The sequence below is a fragment of the Nocardiopsis alborubida genome (assembly GCF_012396365.1).
In the GTDB taxonomy this organism is placed as follows: Bacteria; Actinomycetota; Actinomycetes; order Streptosporangiales; family Streptosporangiaceae; genus Nocardiopsis; species Nocardiopsis alborubida.
In genome coordinates, this window is sequence record NZ_JAAXPG010000011.1 from 157,968 (window position 1) to 176,145 (window position 18,178).

The following is an 18,178-nucleotide window of genomic DNA, read 5'->3' on the forward strand; positions in this document are numbered from 1 at the left end:
TGGTCGGCGGCGATAGCCTTGGAACAACCAGGCCGCCGCCGTTGTCCTGATCAGGGCGGCCCCGGCGGCCACCCGCAAACCACGCGCGCTGGCACCACGGTTCCCTCTACGATGGGCGCCTACCGACCACGCGTGACAACGGTCCCGTACAGGGACACGCACGCCGCCCGGGGCGGCGGAGCCGAGCAGCAGGAGGGCATCAATGGAGACGGCAGAGATCGCGCGCCGCTTCCTCAGTTTCTTCGAGAAGAACGGACACACCGTGGTGCCCTCGGCAAGCCTCATCGCCGAGGACCCCACGCTGCTGCTGGTGCCCGCAGGCATGGTCCCGTTCAAGCCCTACTTCCTGGGTCAGCGCACGCCCCCCCACGACACCGCCACCAGCGTGCAGAAGTGCATCCGCACCAAGGACATCGAGGAGGTCGGCAAGACCTCCCGGCACGCCACGTTCTTCCAGATGCTGGGCAACTTCTCCTTCGGCGACTACTTCAAGGAGCGGGCGATCCCGCTGGCCTGGGAGCTGGTCACCACGCCTGTGGAGGAGGGCGGCTTCGGCATCGACCCGGAGAGGCTGTGGGTCACCGTCTACCTCGACGACGACGAGGCCGAGGCGATCTGGCGAGACAAGGTGGGCGTGCGGCCCGAGCGCATCCAGCGCATGGGCAAGGAGGAGAACTACTGGGACATGGGCGTGCCCGGTCCCTGCGGCCCCTGCTCCGAGATCTTCTACGACCGCGGTCCCGAGTACGGCGTCGAGGGCGGCCCCGAGGCCGACGAGGACCGCTACATCGAGATCTGGAACCTCGTCTTCATGCAGTACGAGCGGGGTGAGGGCAGCGGCAAGGAGTACCCCATCCTCGGGGAGCTGCCCAAGAAGAACATCGACACCGGCCTGGGCCTGGAGCGCCTCGCGGCGGTCATGCAGGGTGTCGACAACATCTACGAGACCGACATCATCGGCCGTGTCCTGCACCGCGCCGCCGAGCTCACCGGCACCCGCTACGGCGACGACCAGGACCAGGACGTCATGCTCCGCGTGGTCGCCGACCACGTGCGCAGCGCCGTCATGCTCGTCGGCGACGGCGTGCGGCCCGGCAACGAGAAGGCCGGATACGTCCTGCGCCGCATCCTGCGCCGCTCCATCCGCAACCTGCGCCTGCTCTCGGGCACCGACACCGCCTTCCTGCACGAGCTGACCGAGGTCAGCATCGACGCGATGAAGGACATCTACCCCGACCTGCTGGACCGGGCCGACGTCATCCACGGTGTGGTCGACACCGAGGAGCGCAACTTCGCCGAGACCCTGCGCGCGGGCACCGCGCTGTTCGGCCGCGCCGCCGAGCGCACGCGTGCCGGGGGCGGCACCCTCCTCTCCGGTTCGGACGCCTTCCAGCTGCACGACACCTACGGCTTCCCCATCGACCTCACCCTGGAGATGGCGGCCGAGCAGGGCCTGTCCGTGGACGAGTCCTCCTTCCGCGAGCTCATGCAGCGCCAGAAGGACACCGCCAAGGCCGACGCCAGGTCCAAGAAGCTCGGCAACGCCGACATCTCCCTGTACGCGCGGCTGCTGGAGGGCGCGGGGGAGACCGACTTCCTCGGCTACACCGAGGCCGAGAGCGAGTCGCACGTCAAGGGCATCGTCGTGGACGGCGTCTCGGCGCCCGCGGCCCGCGCGGGGGACAAGGTCGAGATCGTCCTGGACAGCACCCCGTTCTACGCCGAGAGCGGAGGCCAGCTCGCCGACACCGGCACGCTGACCGTGGACGGCCGCGGCGTGGTGGACGTGGAGGACGTGCAGAAGCCTCTGCCCGGCCTGTTCGTGCACCGCGGCACCGTCCGCTCGGGGGAGGTGGTCCTGGACGACACCGTGCACGCGGGCATCGACACCGGCCGCCGCCACGCCATCGAGCGCTCGCACTCGGCGACCCACCTCATCCACTCGGCGCTGCGCAACGCGCTGGGCCCGTCCGCGGGCCAGGCCGGTTCGGAGAACCGCCCCGGCCAGCTGCGCTTCGACTTCACCGCCGACAGCGCGCTGGGCGGCGAGCGCCTGGCCGAGGTCGAGGAGGAGGTCAACACCGTCCTGGCGGGCGACATCCCGGTGCAGACCGAGGAGAGGAGCCTGGACGACGCGCTGAAGATGGGCGCCATGGCCATGTTCGGCGAGAAGTACGGCGACCGTGTACGCGTCGTGGAGATGAGCGACTACTCCGTCGAGCTGTGCGGCGGCACCCACGTGCCCTCCACCGCCAGGCTGGGCATCGTCAAGCTGCTCGGCGAGTCCTCCATCGGCTCGGGTGTGCGCCGCGTGGAGGCGGCGGTGGGCGTGGACGCCTTCCGGCGCCTGTCCAAGGAGTCGACCCTGGTCGGGCAGCTGTCCGAGCAGCTCAAGACCCCGCGCGAGGAACTGCCCGAGCGCATCGACTCCATGGTCTCCCGGCTGCGCGCCGCCGAGCGGGAGATCGAGAAGCTGCGCGCCGCCCAGGTGCTCCAGGCGGCCGGTTCGATCGCCGAGGGCGCCCGCCGCCACGGCGCCGCGCTGGTCGTGGCCGCCCCCGCGCCGGAGGGCGCCAGCGGCGACGATCTGCGCAAGCTGGTGCTGGACGTGCGCGGTCGCCTCGGCGAGGACGAGCCCGCGGTCGTGGCGATGACCGCCGTGCCCAAGGACCGCCCGGTCGTGGTGATCGCGACCAACAAGGCCGCGCAGAAGGCCGGGATCAAGGCGGGCGAGCTGGTGGGCATCGCGGCCCGCGCGCTCGGCGGCGGTGGCGGCGGTAAGCCCGACATCGCCCAGGGCGGCGGCAGCGACGCCACCAAGGTGGACGAGGCCCTGCGCGCAGTCGAGGAGCGCGTGGCCAGGGGCTAGGCAGACCGCTCGAACGGGCGTGTGCGGCACCGGTGCCGCACACGCCCGACGCGTGTGCGCGGACGTGACGAGTACCACGGGACCCGTCCGTTTCCTCGGACGCGCCAGCCGAACCCCACATGGACACGAAATGAATATGTAGCATAACCAAGAGTGATCATGTGGAGGATTTCGCGGCGCTCGGGCACGGTGGTCCCCAGAGGAATCGAACCCGTCGCCACCTGCGGGGGAACCGCCCCGGGTCCGGCGGCCGTGTACCGCTGCGGCGTCCGTCCGCGCAGCACCGGCTCCGGGGTGTTTTACACTCTGACGGAACGCGTCCGACCCGGGCCCCGCCGGAACCGCCCCGTACGAGGCGGCCGACGCGGCCCGCGGCCCCGCACGGCGATCAACGCCGTTGAGGCTGCGTGCTGTCATCGAATCGGGCATACTGTGGCGCGTCACAGCCGATCACACGGCTGTCTGTGCGGAGTTTCCCGCGATCCAGCTGATGAACAGGACCACCGTGTTGAGGATTTCCCAGCCGCGGTGCCGTGTCCGCAATGGCACGGCCCGCCCGAGCACCGCTCCCGGTTCTGGGGAGAGGTCCTCGTGAGGCACGGTGTGCGCCTGGCCGTCGACCCCGGCAACGCCCGTATCGGAGTCGCCGCGAGCGACCCCAGCGGTACGCTCGCCAGCCCGGTCGAGACCATCCGGCGCGGAAGGGGCGACACCCAGCGCATCGCCCTGCTGGTCCTGGAACGGGAGGCACGGGAGGTCGTGGTGGGCTACCCTGCCTCACTGTCGGGGGAGGAGGGCCCGGCGGCCCGCTCCGCGAGGGAGTTCGCGCGCACGCTCGCCGCTCTCCTGCACCCCGTCCCCGTCCGCCTGGTCGACGAGCGCCTCACCACGGTGACCGCCCAGGGCCAGCTGCTCTCCGGCGCCTCCTTCGCCGCCAAGGGCGCCAAGGGCGGCCGGGCCCGCAGGTCGGTCATCGACCAGGCCGCCGCCACCGTGCTCCTCCAGAGCGCCTTGGACCAGGAACGGTCAACAGGCCATCCCCCGGGCGAGATCGTCCGCTCCAGCCAGGGAGAATGATGAACGACAGGGACGACTACCCCGACACTCCCTATCGTGGGCGAGCCGACCGCGAGCGCGGTTACGACTACGACCCGCTCAGCGACCCCCCGTCCGCGCAGCCGCCCCCGCGCGGCCGCAGGGCGCGCCCCGAACCGGCGGACTGGAACGAGGAGTCCGGCACGGGTGAGTTCCGCACGCCCCGGTACGGGCCCCGCGGCGGCGGATACGACCCGCTGAGCCCGGAAGGACAGCGCTCCGGGCGCCGGCACCGCGCCGAGCCGCCCGCGGAGGGCCCCTCGGGCCCCGCCCGGCGCGGAGGCGCCGCCGACGCCCTGCGCGGTGGACGCGCCGCCCGCTCCAGCGCCCCCCGACGCCAGGACCAGGAGGCTCCCCGGCCCCAGGAGCCCGCGCCGCCCCGCTCCCAGGGCCCCGCGCGCTCCCGGCAGACCGGCCCGGCGGGCGACCCGACCCAGGACGCCCTGGCCGCCCTGGCCAACCTGGGCGAGTCCGCCGCGCCCGCCCGGCCCGCGCAGAGCGCTCCGGCCGCGCCCGCCGCGGAGGAGGAGCCGACCCGGCGCGGCCGCCGCGCCCGCCCCGAGCACGAACCCGAACCCCCGCCCGAGCCCCAGCCCGAGGAGCCCCGCCGCGGTGGAGGACGCCGCAGGCGCGGCGCCCCGGCCGACGAGGCCCCGGCCGCCGCGGCCCCGCCCCCCGAGGAGGAGCCCCGCGGCCGTCGCGCCCGCCGCAGGCGCGGCAGGCGCGACGACGAGCCCACCGGCGGCTTCCTGGACGACGCCCCCGAGGACAGCGGGGTCTTCGACTCCGGGACCTTCCCCGGCGTCAGCGGCTCCGCCGACACCGGCGCCTTCGCCGCGGTCGAGGAGCCCCCGGCCCGTCGCAGCCGCCGCGCGCGCGCCGACCGCGACCCGTGGGACGAGCGCTCCGACGCCCCCGCCGACAGCGGTGCCTTTCCCGGTACCGACGCCTTCACCCCGGCTCCGGAGCCCGACTCCGGCGCGTTCGAGGCCCAGGACTTCGACGGGGAACCGGAGGAGGAGCCCGAGCCGCGTTCGCGCCGTTCCCGCCGCAGGCAGGCGGAGGAGGACCGTGGAGGCCGCCGCCGCGGCGGACGCCGCAGGCGCGGCGCCCCCGTGGAGGAGGTCCCGCAGGAGGACGAGGCCCCTGAGGAGGAGCCCGACGAGTCCTTCGCCGAGGAGGAGCCCGAGGAGGAGGCCGAGCCCCGTCCCCGCCGCTCCCGCCGCGCGCCCGCGGCCGACGACGGCGGCGGCCGGCGCGGCGGCCGCCGCAGGCGCGGCCGCCGTGAGGAACCGGAGGAGGAGCCCGAGGAGGACGAGTACGAGGAGCCCAACCTCGCCGACATCGCCGAGGCCTACGGCGGCGGCCGCAGCAGCCGCCGGAAGGCCAAGGAGCTCAAGAGGGCCCGCGCCAACGCGGGCAAGGGCGGCAGGAAGCGCCGCCGCAGGAGCAGGGCCCTGACGATCGTGCTGGTCCTCGTCCTGCTCCTGGTGGTGGTGGGCGGCGGCTACGCCGTCATCCGCACCTACGTCCTGCCCGCCGACTTCGACGGCCAGGGCAGCGGCGAGACCGTGTTCGTCATCGAGGAGGGCGACGCGGGTTCGATCGTGGCCGACAACCTCGCGGAGGCCGGGGTCGTGGCCAGCTCCCGCGCGTTCCTCAACGCTCTGGGCGCCGTCCCCGAGGAGGAGCTCGGCTCCGGGTTGGCCCCCGGAACCTACTCCCTGGCCCAGGGGATGAGCGGCGAGGCCGCCGTGGCCGCCCTGCTCGACCCGGCCAGCCGTGTCGGCGGTCGCGTCACCATTCCCGAGGGGCTGCGCACGGACGGGATCTTCGAGAGGATCTCCGAGGCCACCGACCTGACCGTGGAGGAGCTGGACGAGGCCTACGCCCAGACCGACGAGCTGGGCCTGCCCGACTACGCCACCGAGGGGCCCGAGGGCTACCTGTTCCCGTCCACCTACCGGTTCGACCCGGGGACCGAGGCGCTCTCGGTGCTCAGGACGATGGTCACCCAGCACACCCAGGTCGCCGAGGAGCTCGACCTGGAGATCAGGGCCGAGGCACTGGGCTACGACGCCAACGAGATCATGGCGATCGCGGCCATCGTCCAGGCCGAGACCGGCACCAAGGAGGACATGCCCCTCATCTCCGCGGTCGTGCACAACCGCCTGGAGGAGGGCATGCAGCTCCAGATGGACAGCACGTGCTTCTACGTCCTGGGCGAGGAGGGCACCTTCCTCAACGACGAGCAGCGCGCCTCCTGCGAGGCCGACCCGCGCGGCTACAGCACCTACGGCATGACCGGACTGCCCGTCGGGCCGTTCGTGGCCCCCGGAGTGGACGCCATCGAGGCGGCGCTGGAGCCGGCCGACGAGGGCTACCTCTACTTCGCGCTCGTCGACCCCGAGAACGGTGAGACCGGCTTCTCCACCACCCTGGAGGAGCACAACCAGATGGTGGCCGAGAACCAGGCCGAATGGTAGGGAGAGCTGACATGGGACCGGTGCGCGCCGCCGTCCTGGGCTCGCCGGTGGCCCACTCGCTCTCACCGGTCCTGCACACCGCCGCCTACGCGGCGATGGGCCTGGACGAGTGGTCCTACGGCCTGCACGAATGCGGGGAGGAGGAGCTCGCACCCTTCCTCTCCGGGCTCGGCGGGGAGTGGGCAGGGCTGTCCCTGACCATGCCGCTCAAGCGCCGCGCCCTGGAGCTGGCCGACACGGTCGACGACCTGGCCCTCCAGGTGGGCGGGGCCAACACCCTGGTCAGGGGGGCGCGGGGGTGGCACGCCTCCAACACCGACGTCGCCGGGATCGCCGCGGCCCTGACCGAGGCCGGAACCGGCGCTCCGCGCAGCGCGGTCGTCCTGGGCGCCGGGGCCACGGCGGCCTCCGCGCTGGCCGCCCTGCGCCTGCTCGGCCTGACCGCCCCGGTCACCGTGCTGGCCCGCGACACGGCCCGAGCCGGGCAGGTGGCCGCCGCGGCCCGCCGGATGGGCCACCCGCTGGAGGTCGCGCCGCTCGCCGATGTGGACAAGCACCTGGACGCGGACCTGGTCGTGTCCTCCCTGCCCTCGGGTGCGGCCGACGCCCACGCCGACCTGCTCGCCGCCTCGCGCGCCGACCTGTTCGACGTCGTCTACTCGCCCTGGCCCACCCGCGCCGCGGCGGCCGTCGCCGCGCGCGGCGGACGCGTGGTCGGCGGCTTCCCCATGCTCCTGCACCAGGCCGTCGAACAGGTCCGCCTGATGACCGGTGTCCGGGACGTGCCCGTGGAGGCCATGCGCGCGGCGGGTGAGGCCGAACTGGCCCGCCGCTCCGCCTCCGCCTGAGCGCGGTCGGAGGCGGCGTCCGGCAGGGTGGGACGAACGGGCTTCGGGCACTGGTACTATGAGGTATCGACTTGGTCCGGTGTGCCTCACACCGGAACCGCAAGCGGAGGTGATCCTCCCACCTGCCGGGTACCGCCCGCGTAGGTTCCGGCCCGGCGATCGATCGTGCCGCGTTCTGTCGACCGAGCACCCGTGTCCGGGGTGCCCGGTCCGCGCGTCCGTCCTCGCTGGGAATATCCGGTCGGATCACCCCGCTTGCACACGCTGGCGGGGTTTTCGCTGTACGCGGACCCCGACGCGATCGGCGGCCCGACGGACGAGGGCGGCCCGGTCCACACGGCCGTCCGCCACCAGGCGGGCGACCGGTCCCAGGTAATCGACATAGCTAGGGAGGGGTCTCATCAGCGCAGAGCCCCGCATCAATGACCGTATCCGGGTGCCTGAGGTCCGTCTCGTCGGACCCAACGGCGAGCAGGTCGGCATCGTCTCCGTGCAGGACGCCCTGCGTCTCGCCCAGGAGTCCGACCTCGACCTCGTCGAGGTCGCGCCGACCGCGCGCCCGCCGGTCGCCAAGCTGATGGACTACGGCAAGTTCAAGTACGAGTCCGCGGTCAAGGCCCGAGAGTCGCGCAAGAACCAGTCGAACACGATCATCAAGGAGATCAAGCTCCGCCCGAAGATCGACCCGCACGACTACGAGACCAAGAAGGGTCACGTGGTGCGGTTCCTCAAGAGCGGGGACAAGGTCAAGGTGACGATCATGTTCCGCGGACGCGAGCAGTCCCGGCCCGAGCTGGGCCGCCGCCTGCTGGCGCGCCTGGCCGAGGACGTCCAGGACCTCGGCACCGTGGAGTCGCAGCCCAAGCAGGACGGTCGCAACATGGTCATGGTGATCGGCCCGCACAAGCGGCGGTCCGAGCACAAGGCCGAGGCCCGTGCGGCGGCGGGGGACAAGACCCGCCGCGAGCAGAGCACGGACGCCTAGCGGCGCGAAGTCCTCCACCGCCCGGTCACCGGCAGGGGCCGGGTGGTGAGCAGGGCTGCGCACGGCCCGGATGCGGCGCCTCGGCGCGCGGTGTCCCCGCCAGAGCAGCGGAAGAACCGTGTCGTCCGCCCCCTCGGGGCGGGTGGCACTCCGACGGAGTAGGAGACGACGGCGACATGCCGAAGAACAAGACCCACAGTGGGGCCAAGGACCGTTTCAAGGTCACCGGCTCCGGCAAGATCATGCGCCGCCGTGCCAACAAGAACCACATCCTTGAGCACAAGACCTCCAAGCGCAAGCGCAAGCTGGGCAACGAGGCCGTGCTCTCCCCCGCGGACGCCAAGAACATGCGCAAGCTGCTCGGCAAGTAGTCCCGGGCCCCTCCCCTCCGCGGAAGCGCCCATCCGCCGGCCACGGCCGGTGCGGTGACGGCCCCCGGGAGGGAACCACCGAAGCAACACGGCCGCCGGGTTCGACGCAGCCGGGCCGGTCGGCGCGCCGCGCGCGCCGGAAGAGACAACTAGGGAGTTCCAGTGGCACGCGTGAAGCGGGCTCTCAACGCCAAGAAGAAGCGCAAGGTCGTCCTCGACCGGGCAAGCGGCTACCGCGGGCAGCGCTCGCGCCTGTACCGCAAGGCCAAGGAGCAGATGCTCCACTCGATGACCTACTCCTACCGGGACCGCAAGGACCGCAAGGGGCAGTTCCGTCGCCTGTGGATCCAGCGCATCAACGCCGCCTCCCGCGCCCAGGGCCTGACCTACAACCGCTTCATGCAGGGTCTGAAGCTGGCCGGCATCGAGGTCGACCGCCGTATGCTCGCCGAGCTGGCGGTCAACGACCAGGCCGCCTTCGCCAGCCTGGTGGAGACGGCCAAGAAGGCCCTCCCCACCGAGGCCGCGGCCTAGGCGAGCGGTGATGGCGAGCCACGAGTTCACGAGCATCCGCTCACCCAGGATCAAGGGGGTTCGGCGGCTCGCCAAGCGCACCTTCCGCCAACGCGAGCGGCGCTTCCTCGCCGAGGGCCCGCAGGCAGTGCGCGAGGCCCTGGCCGCCGCGGTCGACGGTACCCGGGGGCGGTCCCCCCACGGAGGGACCGCCCCCGGGGTGGTCGAGGTCTACGCCACCGCGGAGGCCATGCAGCGCCACATCGACCTGGTGGACGCCGCCCGCGCGGTGGACGTGCCCACCCACAGGGTCAGCCTGGACGTGATGTCGGAGCTGGCCCAGACGGTCACCCCGCAGGGGATCATCGCGGTCTGCGAGTTCGTCGACGTCCCCCTGGAGCAGGTCGGCGACGTCCGACTCGCGGCCGTGCTCTCCCACGTCCGCGACCCGGGCAACGCGGGTACGGTGCTGCGCACCGCCGACGCGGCCGGCGCCGACGTCGTCATCTTCACCGACGCCTCCGTCGACCCCTACAACGGCAAGTGCGTGCGGGCCTCCGCGGGAAGCCTGTTCCACCTGCCCGTGGTCGTGGGCGTCCCCGTGGCGCGCGCCGTCGACTTCCTGCGCGGCGTGGGAGCGCGGGTGTGGGCCGCGGACGGCAGCGGCCAGCGCGACCTGCACGCCGTCGCCGACAGCGGCGACCTGGACGGCCCGGTCGGCTGGGTGTTCGGCAACGAGGCCTGGGGACTTCCCGAGGAGACCGTCGCCCTGACCGACGGCGCGGTCAGCGTTCCGATCTACGGCGGGGCCGAAAGCCTGAATCTGGCCACCGCGGCCGCGGTCTGCCTCTACACCACCGCGCGGCAGCAGCGGCGTTCCTGAGCCGGTCCGGACTGATTCGGATCGGCCCAGCTCACGGCGGGGTCAGTCACTGAGGGTTACTGTCCGGGTGCGTTTTCGGGGCTCCCGGGCGCGGGTCCGACCCCCGGCGCCCGTGCGGGTTCCGGGTGCCGCGTTCGTCCGAAGTGCACGTGCACCGGCACCGCCTGCCTATAGGGTCGGGGCCGAGGGATCCCGGGAGGGTCCATGCGCGTCACGCGTAGGGCCCGGCGGGCTACCCGTGTCACGGGTGCGACGCTGTGTCCTTCCTGCCCCACCCGGCAGGCTTGACGACACCGCGTGAGCACGCGCCGCGCGCTCGGGCCCGCGGTCCCCGTTCCCGGGCGGTGAGCCGCCGGTAGGGGGCTTGTACGCTCGTCTGTCGTCGGGCGCCCGTTCCCGGGTCGCGAGGCGTACCAGGTGGAAGTGCAGGGTAGACAACCTGCGGTGGTGACCACGGGTGTTGCGGACACGACCGGTCAGCGGTCCTCGGCCCAGGAGCCTGTGGTCGTGGACCTTCAAGGGGAGCGGGGAGAGGCGTGGGCAGCGGCCGGCAGGTGGACCACCCGGCGGAGGACTCGGGCAGCGGGACCGCTCACGTCCCCGCGGCCCTGTGGGAGGTCGACGGCGGCTCGCCCGCGGGACCTGGCGGCACCCCGCTGCACGCGGACGACCTGCCCGACGGCGTCGTCGTGGCCGACTCCCGCGGTCGCGTCGTGCTCTTCAACACCCAGGCCGCCCATGTCCTGGGCATCCCCGCCGAGTCCGCCCTGGGTCGCGACTACCGCGCCGTCCTGCCCCTCCTGGGCATCGACGGAAACGACTGGTGGCAGGCCAGCGACCCCTACGGCGGCGCGCGCGACCGCGTCCGCCAGGCCGAGCGCGCCCTCCTGCTGCCCGACGACCGCGAGGTCCTCGTCGCCGCGCGCTACGTGCGCGCCCGCCCCGGGGGAGAGCTCGTCCGCCTGGTCGTCACCCTCCGGGACGCCTCCGCGCACGCCGAGCGCTCCCGCGCCGACCTGGTCTCGGAGGTTGCCCACGAACTGCGCTCACCCCTGACCAGCGTCAAGGGCTTCACCTCCACCCTGCTCGCCAAGTGGGAACGGCTCACCGACAAGCAGAAGCTGTTCATGCTGGAGACGGTCAACGCCGACGCCGACCGTGTCACGCGCCTCATCCACGACCTGCTCGACGTCTCCCGCATAGAGTCGGGACGCCTGGAGGTGCGCCGCCAGGTGGTGGACCTGCCCGAAGCCGTGCGCCGGGTCGTGGCCGGCCGCGTCGCCTCCGGGGAACCGGAGGAGCGCTTCCGGGTCGAGACCCGCGGGGAGCTCCCGCGCATGTGGCTCGACGCCGACAAGATCGAGCAGATCCTGTCGAACCTCGTGGAAAACGGGGTGCGGCACGGCGCTGGTACTGTCAGTGTCGTGATCGAGCCCTGCGAGGGAGGAACAGCGGTGTCGGTGCGCGACGAGGGCCAGGGCATAGCGCCCGAGACCATTCCGCGCGTCTTCCGCCAGTTCTGGCGCAGCAAGCGCCGGGGCGGAACCGGCCTCGGACTGTTCATCGTCAAGGGCCTCGTCGAGGCCCACGGCGGCACGATCACCGTCGGACGCGCCCCCAGCGGCGGCGCGGAGTTCCGATTTACCATGCCCGCCGGGGCACCCGAGTTCGTCTGAGGCCCTCAGACCCTCCAGCCTCCCCGGTGGGCGCAACGGCGTGCCCCGGGCCCCGCGACACACGTCCTTGGCCGGGCCCGCCCGAAATCCGCCTGTGCTCTTCCTGTCGGCTTCGTCCGCCCCGCCGCGGACCGTGACTGCCGCCCGTCCTCCATGCCGGGGACGTCGGCGGCGAGGCAACCAACCATGTCTGCACCGAACAATTCCTTCGACCCGGTCGAGGTGACCCCCCTGCACCCCGACGAGGTCGCCCGCATGCGCGAGGAGGCGCTGGCCGCCGTCGAGGCCGCCGCCGACCTCGCCGAACTCAAGGAGGTCCGGCTCGCGCACGCCTCGGACCGCTCCCCGCTGGCCCTGGCCAACCGGGAGATCGGCGCGCTCCCCCCCGCGGCCAAGGCCGACGCGGGCAAGCGCGTGGGCGGCGCCCGCCGCGACGTCGGCCAGGCCCTCAAGGCCCGCCAGGCGGTCCTGGAGGCCGAGCGCGACGAGCGCGTCCTCATCGAGGAGCGCGTCGACGTCACCCTGCCCTGGGACCGGGCCCCGCGCGGCTCCCGCCACCCGCTGACCACCGTCGCCGAGCGCGTGGCCGACATCTTCGTCGGCATGGGCTTCGAGATCGCCGAGGGCCCCGAGATCGAGGCGGAGTGGTTCAACTTCGACGCCCTCAACTTCAAGCCCGACCACCCCGCCCGCACGATGCAGGACACCTTCTTCGTGCAGGGCCCCGACGGGGGCGAGACCGGCCTGGTCATGCGCACCCACACCTCGCCGGTGCAGATCCGCGCCCTGCTCTCGCGGGAGCTGCCGGTGTACGTGGTCGCGCCCGGCAAGACCTTCCGCACCGACGAGCTCGACGCCACCCACAGCCCCGTCTTCCACCAGCTGGAGGGACTGGTCGTGGACCGGGGCGTCACCCTGGCGCACCTGCGCGGGGCCATCGACGCCTACGTCGAGGGTGTGTTCGGCGAGGGACTGCGCACGCGCTTCCGCGCCTCCTACTTCCCCTTCACCGAGCCCTCCGCCGAGGTCGACATGGAGTGCTTCGTGTGCCGGGGCGCCTCCGTGGGCAACCCGGACGCGTCCTGCCGCACCTGCTCCAGCGAGGGCTGGATCGAGATCGGCGGCTGCGGCGTGGTCAACCCCCGCGTGCTCACCGCCGCTGGCGTGGACCCCGAGGTCTACACGGGCTGGGCCTTCGGCCTGGGAATCGAACGGACACTGATGTTCGCGCACGGGGTGCGCGACATGCACGACATGGTCGAGGGCGACATCCGCTTCACCTCGGCGTTCGGGAGTGAGAACTGATGCGCGTCCCCCTGAGCTGGCTGCGGGAGTACGTCGACCTTCCGGTCGGCACCACCGCCCGCGAACTCGCCGGCCGCCTCACGCTGGCGGGCCTGGAGGTCGAGACCGTCGACGAGCTCGGCTCCGACATCACCGGCCCCATCGTGTACGGCCGCGTGCTGGAGATCGAGGAGCTCACCGGGTTCAAGAAGCCCATCCGCTACTGCCGGGTCGACGTGGGCGGGGCCAACGGCACCGGCGAGCCGCAGGAGATCGTCTGCGGCGCCCGCAACTTCTCCGAGGGCGACCTCGTCGTGGTCTGCCTGCCCGGCGCCGAACTGCCCGGGGGCTTCCGGATCGGCGCCCGCAAGACCTACGGCCGGATGTCGGCGGGCATGATCTGCTCCGCCAGCGAGCTGGGCCTGTGGGAGGACCACAGCGGCATCGTCGTCCTGCCCGAGGGCTTCGGCGCGGTGGGCGAGGACGCCATCGGACCGCTCGGCCTGCGCGAGGACGTCCTGGACATCGCCGTCACGCCCGACCGCGGCTACGCGCTGTCCCTGCGCGGCGTGGCCCGCGACGCCGCCGCGCTGTACGGGGTGGACCTTCGCGACCCGGCCGACGTCGCCGTCGCCGAGTCCGGCGGCGAGGGCCACCCCGCCGAGATCGACCCCGCCCTGTGCGACCGCTACGTCCTGCGCGGCGCCACCGGGTTCGACCCCGACGCGCCCAGCCCGCTGTGGATGAAGCGCCGCCTGCACCAGTGCGGCGTGCGCCCCGTCTCCCTGGCCGTCGACGTCACCAACTACGTGATGCTCGAACTCGGCCAGCCGCTGCACGCCTGGGACCGCGCCCGGCTTCGGGGCCCCCTGCGGGTGCGCGCCGCCGGGGCGGGGGAGAAGCTGGAGACCCTGGACCACGTCCAGCGCTCCCTGGACACCGACGACATCGTCATCGCCGACGACAGCGGCCCGGTCAACATCGCCGGGGTCATGGGCGGCCTGACCACGGAGATCTCCCTCACCAGCACCGAGGTGCTGGTCGAGGCCGCGCACTTCGACGCCATGCACATCGCCCGCGCCTCGCGGCGCCACCAGCTGTCCTCGGAGTCCTCCCGCCGCTTCGAGCGCGGCGTGGACTCTGCCGTTCAGCTGGCCGCCGCCACCCGCGCGGTCGAGCTGCTCGCCGAGCTGGGCGGCGCCACGGTCGAGACCGCCTACACCCACCTGGACCGCACCGTCGCGCGCGAGCCGGTCACGGTGCGGGCCTCCCACGCGGGCGCCGTCGCCGGGGTGGACTACCCCGAGGGCACCACGCGGCGGTGGCTGCGCGCCGTCGGCTGCGAGGTGGAGGCCGACGGGGACCTGCTGAGGGTCGTTCCGCCCAGTTGGCGACCCGACATCACCGACCCCAACGACCTCGCCGAGGAGGTCATCCGCTTCGAGGGCTACGAGAACATCCCCTCGGTCCGCCCGCGGGCCTCGGGCCGCGGCCTGACCGCGAGCCAGCGCCTGCGCCGCGCGGTCGGCCGCACCCTGGCCGGGACCGGCTTCCACGAGGTGCTGAACTACCCCTTCGTCGGCGAACGCGACCTCGACGGCCTCCAGCTGGCGGCCGACGACGACCGCCGCGTCGCCCTGCGCCTGGCCAACCCGCTCAACGAGGGCGAGCCGCTGCTGCGCACCACGCTGCTGCCGGGCCTGTTCAAGGCGCTGGCCCGCAACGCGGGTCGCGGATTCACCGACGTGGCCCTGTACGAGACGGGCCTGGTCTACCGGCCCCGGCCCGGCGCCCCGCGCGCGCCCATGCTGGCGGTGGACCGCGGGCCCGACGCCGAGGAACTGGCCCGGATCGAGGCCGCACTGCCGGACCAGCCGCGCCGGGTGGGCGCGGTGATCTCGGGCCACGCCGAACGCGCCGGATGGTGGGGCCCGGGCCGGGAGGCCGGCTGGGCCGACGCGATCCAGACCGCGCGCGACGTCGCCCGCGTCGCGGGGGTCGAGCTGGAGGTCGAGGCCGACCAGCACGCTCCGTGGCACCCGGGTCGCTGCGCCGCGCTGTACGTGCGCGTGGACGGCGAGCGCCTGTTGGTGGGCCACGCCGGTGAGCTGCACCCGCGCACCGTCCAGGCGTTCGGGCTGCCCGAGCGCACGGCCGCGGTGGAGGTCGAACTCGACCGGATCGAGCGGGCCCGCACCCCGGTCATCGCGCCGGAGATCTCCACGTACCCGGTGGCCACGCAGGACGTGGCCCTGGTCGTGGACTCCTCGGTGCCGGTCGGCCAGGTCAGCGCCGCGCTGGCCGAGGGCGCCGGTGAGCTGCTGGAGAGCGTGCGCCTGTTCGACGTCTACACCGGGGACCAGGTCGGTGAGGGCGGCAAGTCGGTGGCCTTCGCCCTGCGCTTCCGGGCCGCCGACCGGACGCTGACGGCCGAGGAGGCCGGAGCGGCCCGCGACGCGGCCGTCGCCCGGGCGACCGAGCTCACGGGGGCCGTCCTGCGCGGCTGAGCCAGGGGACCGTTCCGCGCGGCCGAGCGCGGGGCCGTCCCGCGCGGCCCGGGCGCGTGTTTGGGCCGGGGCGGGGCCGGTCACTTCCCGGGTACGGGGGTGGCCGGCCCCGCCCTCGTGTGTACGCGGGTCCGCGCGCCGGGTGTGGCGCGGGGGTCGCACACCGTCACGCCACGCCACGCGTGTCGGTGAAAGCTCCGTCGGCGACGCCGGATTCCAGATTGTTTTTCGGCGTGTTTTTCCAGACCAGCAAGGGTTTTGTCGCTGACCCCCGAGGGTAGCCGGCATGAAGTTTGTGTTTCGGGGCATGGATCTTCGTTTTGGCTCTTGCTGTGAGGTGGGTCGCACGCTTAGCCTGCAAGCACCTGCCACCAACGGGCGCCCGTGTGCAGGCTGGATCAACCTGAGTTTTCCACTGCGCTCTCGCGCATGACACGGCTCGGAGGTCGCCATATGACCGAAACGGTTGTCTCGTCCGCACTCGCTCCCACGCAACAGCGGGAGCCCAGCCGCCTCTGGCACACCTTCTGCGATATGAACACGGTGGTCAGGGGTCCGGAGTTCATGGTGGCCCGCGCTGAGGGCGTGTGGCTCTGGGACAGCTCCGGTGACCGCTACCTGGACGGTACGGCCAGCCTCTGGTACTGCAACGTCGGCCACGGCCGTACCGAGATCGCGGACGCGGTCCACCGCCAGATCAGCACCCTGGACGCCTACACGGTCTACGGGGACTTCGCCAACGGGCCCGCGGTGGAACTGTGCGAGCGCCTGGCCTCGCACGCCCCGGTGGCCGACCCGCGGGTGATCCTGACCTGCGGGGGAGGGGAGTCCATCGACACGGCCGCCAAGCTGGCGCGGCGGTACTGGGCGGTCACCGGTCAGCCCGCGCGCACCCACCTGATCAGCCGGACCGGCGGCTACCACGGCCTGCACGGGTTCGGCACGAGCATCTCGGGCATGGACCGGTTCCGCAGCGGCTACGGCAGGCTGGTCGAGGACACCTCCGTGGTGCCCCACGACTCTGCCGAGGCCCTGGAGGCCGAGATCCTCAGGGTCGGCCCCGAGCGGGTCGCGGCCTTCTTCGCCGAGCCGGTGGTCGGCGCGGGCGGGGTCTTCCTGCCGCAGGACGGCTACTTCGCCGAGGTGTCGCGGATCTGCCACAAGTACGGCGTGCTGTTCGTCGTCGACAGCGTCATCTGCGGTTTCGCCCGGTTGGGGAACTGGTTCGGCATCGAGCGCTTCGGTGTCGACCCGGACATGATCGTCTTCGCCAAGGGCGTCTCCAGCGGGTACCTGCCGCTGGGCGGCGTCGTGGTCAGCGGACGCGTGGCCGACCCCTTCTACAACGGCGAGGGCAACCCGTTCCTGCACGGGACCACCTACGCCGGGCACCCGACGGCGTGCGCGGCGGCGATGGCCAACCTGGACATCCTGGAGCGCGAGGACCTGTTCACGGTGTCGCTGGAGATCGAGCGCCAGCTGGACGGCGCGCTGCGCGGTCTGGCCGACCACCCGATGGTGGCCGAGGTCCGCTCGGGCCTGGGCGTCATGGGCGCGGTGGAGCTCACCGAGGAGGCTCTGAGCGGACGGGGGATCACCACCCAGGAGGTGTTCGCCGAGGCGAGGGCCCGCGGTGTGATCGTACGGCCGGTTCCCACGGCGCTGCTCGTCTCGCCGCCGCTCATCATCACCTGGGAGCAGATCGACCACATGGTGTCCACCCTGTCGGCCGCGCTGGACGCGGTCGCGGCCCGGCACTGACCACGGGGCCCCGCCGCGTCCCCGGCGGGGCCCCGTGGAGGAAACCTCCTCCCGCGGCCGTCCTCTCCGGCCCGTTCCCGCAGCAGCCTTCCCGAGCCCGGTGCGCCACTCCGCGCGCCGGGTGTGACGCGTTCGCGACAAAACCACTGGGCGAAACGCCCCGCGTCGAGTAAAATTTACTGGGAAGATATTTCTTGTGGGTGAGATGCGCGTCGGTGTCCGCCCCGGGAGGGACAGGGAGCGGGTATGACCACAGAGCCGACCGAGGCCGCGGGCAGCGCGACGAGCGACGACGACCTCATCACCGCCTGGGGGCTGGTCCACGAGGCCATGAGCGTCATCCAGCCCAAGCTCCTGGGCGGCATCACCCCCGACGGAAGGGACATGGCCGGGCCGTGGTTCGAGGTGCTCATACGCCTCCAGCGCACCCCCGGCCACCGGCTGCCCATGAGTCGTCTGGCCCGTGAGGTCAGCCTGAGCACGGGCGGGTTCACCAAGCTCGCGGACCGCCTGGAGCGCGAGGGCTACCTGGAGCGGGAGAACTGCGCCTCCGACCGCCGTGTCGTCTACGCCGTCCTCACCGACAGGGGCCTGGACTTCATCGGCCAGGCGCGCAGCAGGCACGTCGAGCGGTTGCGCGAGCACGTCCTGGGCCCCCTCGGCGAGGACGGGGTGCGCCGGCTCGCCGCCATCGCGCGTACGCTCCGTGACAGCTCCTGCTGCTGATGGCGCGTTCGGGTCGGAACTCTGGGTAGCCGAATCCGTGCCCCTCTGGTGCGTCACCGGCTCCGAAAGCGGGGAAGACATCCCACCGGCCGCCGTTCCCGTGTAGGTTGGCGGAAGTTCGTGGGTCCCGCGGGGTGGACCGTGAGCGCACAGTTTTTCGGGGGGAATCATGGG

Annotated in this window: 13 protein-coding genes; all 13 read left to right on the forward strand. The window is 72.8% G+C overall.

From position 1 onward, the window contains the following. The first annotated feature begins 202 nt into the window (after positions 1–202). The 13 genes from alaS to HGB44_RS13805 all read left to right on the forward strand — a co-directional run bounded on the left by alaS (position 203) and on the right by HGB44_RS13805 (position 18,004). The gene (gene alaS / locus HGB44_RS13745) at positions 203–2,869 is read left to right on the forward strand and encodes an alanine--tRNA ligase (protein ID WP_061083574.1); all 2,667 of its coding nucleotides are present in this window, start codon (positions 203–205) and stop codon (positions 2,867–2,869) included. 591 nt (positions 2,870–3,460) lie between these two features. Further along, positions 3,461–3,946 (forward strand): Holliday junction resolvase RuvX, encoded by a 486-nt coding sequence (gene ruvX, locus HGB44_RS13750; RefSeq protein WP_061083573.1) that lies wholly within the window; start codon positions 3,461–3,463, stop codon positions 3,944–3,946. Continuing rightward, positions 3,946–6,450: an endolytic transglycosylase MltG gene (gene mltG / locus HGB44_RS13755; protein ID WP_168444016.1), complete on the forward strand. Its 2,505-nt coding sequence runs from the start codon at positions 3,946–3,948 to the stop codon at positions 6,448–6,450. The genes ruvX and mltG overlap by 1 nt, the downstream gene beginning before the upstream one ends. 11 nt (positions 6,451–6,461) lie before the next feature. After that, complete coding sequence (locus tag HGB44_RS13760; protein ID WP_210751608.1) at positions 6,462–7,298, forward strand: shikimate dehydrogenase; 837 nt, start codon at positions 6,462–6,464, stop codon at positions 7,296–7,298. Positions 7,299–7,716: 418 nt separating this feature from the next. Beyond that, entirely contained in the window at positions 7,717–8,283 is a 567-nt protein-coding gene (infC, locus tag HGB44_RS13765) for a translation initiation factor IF-3 (protein WP_071622443.1), read from the forward strand. 176 nt (positions 8,284–8,459) lie between these two features. Further along, positions 8,460–8,654, forward strand: coding sequence for a 50S ribosomal protein L35 (rpmI, locus tag HGB44_RS13770; RefSeq protein ID WP_013154086.1), 195 nt, complete (start codon positions 8,460–8,462; stop codon positions 8,652–8,654). 162 nt (positions 8,655–8,816) lie between these two features. Continuing rightward, complete coding sequence (gene rplT, locus HGB44_RS13775; RefSeq protein WP_061082711.1) at positions 8,817–9,188, forward strand: 50S ribosomal protein L20; 372 nt, start codon at positions 8,817–8,819, stop codon at positions 9,186–9,188. 10 nt (positions 9,189–9,198) lie between these two features. Next, the gene (locus HGB44_RS13780; RefSeq protein ID WP_061082712.1) at positions 9,199–10,050 is read left to right on the forward strand and encodes a TrmH family RNA methyltransferase; all 852 of its coding nucleotides are present in this window, start codon (positions 9,199–9,201) and stop codon (positions 10,048–10,050) included. Between the two features lie 536 nt (positions 10,051–10,586). After that, positions 10,587–11,726, forward strand: coding sequence for a sensor histidine kinase (locus tag HGB44_RS13785; RefSeq protein ID WP_061082713.1), 1,140 nt, complete (start codon positions 10,587–10,589; stop codon positions 11,724–11,726). 186 nt (positions 11,727–11,912) lie between these two features. Then, positions 11,913–13,031, forward strand: a complete 1,119-nt coding sequence (pheS, locus tag HGB44_RS13790) for a phenylalanine--tRNA ligase subunit alpha (RefSeq protein WP_061082714.1) — start codon at positions 11,913–11,915, stop codon at positions 13,029–13,031. Then, on the forward strand, positions 13,031–15,517 hold the full coding sequence (gene pheT / locus HGB44_RS13795; RefSeq protein WP_061082715.1) for a phenylalanine--tRNA ligase subunit beta: 2,487 nt from the start codon (positions 13,031–13,033) through the stop codon (positions 15,515–15,517). Before pheS ends, pheT begins: the two co-directional genes overlap by 1 nt. Before the next feature lie 534 nt (positions 15,518–16,051). Further along, positions 16,052–17,278: an aminotransferase family protein gene (locus HGB44_RS13800; protein ID WP_061082716.1), complete on the forward strand. Its 1,227-nt coding sequence runs from the start codon at positions 16,052–16,054 to the stop codon at positions 17,276–17,278. Between the two features lie 246 nt (positions 17,279–17,524). After that, on the forward strand, positions 17,525–18,004 hold the full coding sequence (locus HGB44_RS13805; RefSeq protein ID WP_061082717.1) for a MarR family winged helix-turn-helix transcriptional regulator: 480 nt from the start codon (positions 17,525–17,527) through the stop codon (positions 18,002–18,004). The last annotated feature ends 174 nt before the right edge of the window (positions 18,005–18,178 follow it).

Bases quoted from the DNA above. Each gene is read 5' to 3' on its own strand.
- alaS (WP_061083574.1), top strand. From the start codon at position 203: ATGGAGACGGCAGAGATCGCGCGCCGCTTCCTCAGTTTCTTCGAGAAG.
- mltG (WP_168444016.1), top strand. From the start codon at position 3,946: ATGAACGACAGGGACGACTACCCCGACACTCCCTATCGTGGGCGAGCC.
- HGB44_RS13760 (WP_210751608.1), top strand. From the start codon at position 6,462: ATGGGACCGGTGCGCGCCGCCGTCCTGGGCTCGCCGGTGGCCCACTCG.
- rpmI (WP_013154086.1), top strand. From the start codon at position 8,460: ATGCCGAAGAACAAGACCCACAGTGGGGCCAAGGACCGTTTCAAGGTC.
- HGB44_RS13780 (WP_061082712.1), top strand. From the start codon at position 9,199: ATGGCGAGCCACGAGTTCACGAGCATCCGCTCACCCAGGATCAAGGGG.
- pheS (WP_061082714.1), top strand. From the start codon at position 11,913: ATGTCTGCACCGAACAATTCCTTCGACCCGGTCGAGGTGACCCCCCTG.
- pheT (WP_061082715.1), top strand. From the start codon at position 13,031: ATGCGCGTCCCCCTGAGCTGGCTGCGGGAGTACGTCGACCTTCCGGTC.
- HGB44_RS13800 (WP_061082716.1), top strand. From the start codon at position 16,052: ATGAACACGGTGGTCAGGGGTCCGGAGTTCATGGTGGCCCGCGCTGAG.
- HGB44_RS13805 (WP_061082717.1), top strand. From the start codon at position 17,525: ATGACCACAGAGCCGACCGAGGCCGCGGGCAGCGCGACGAGCGACGAC.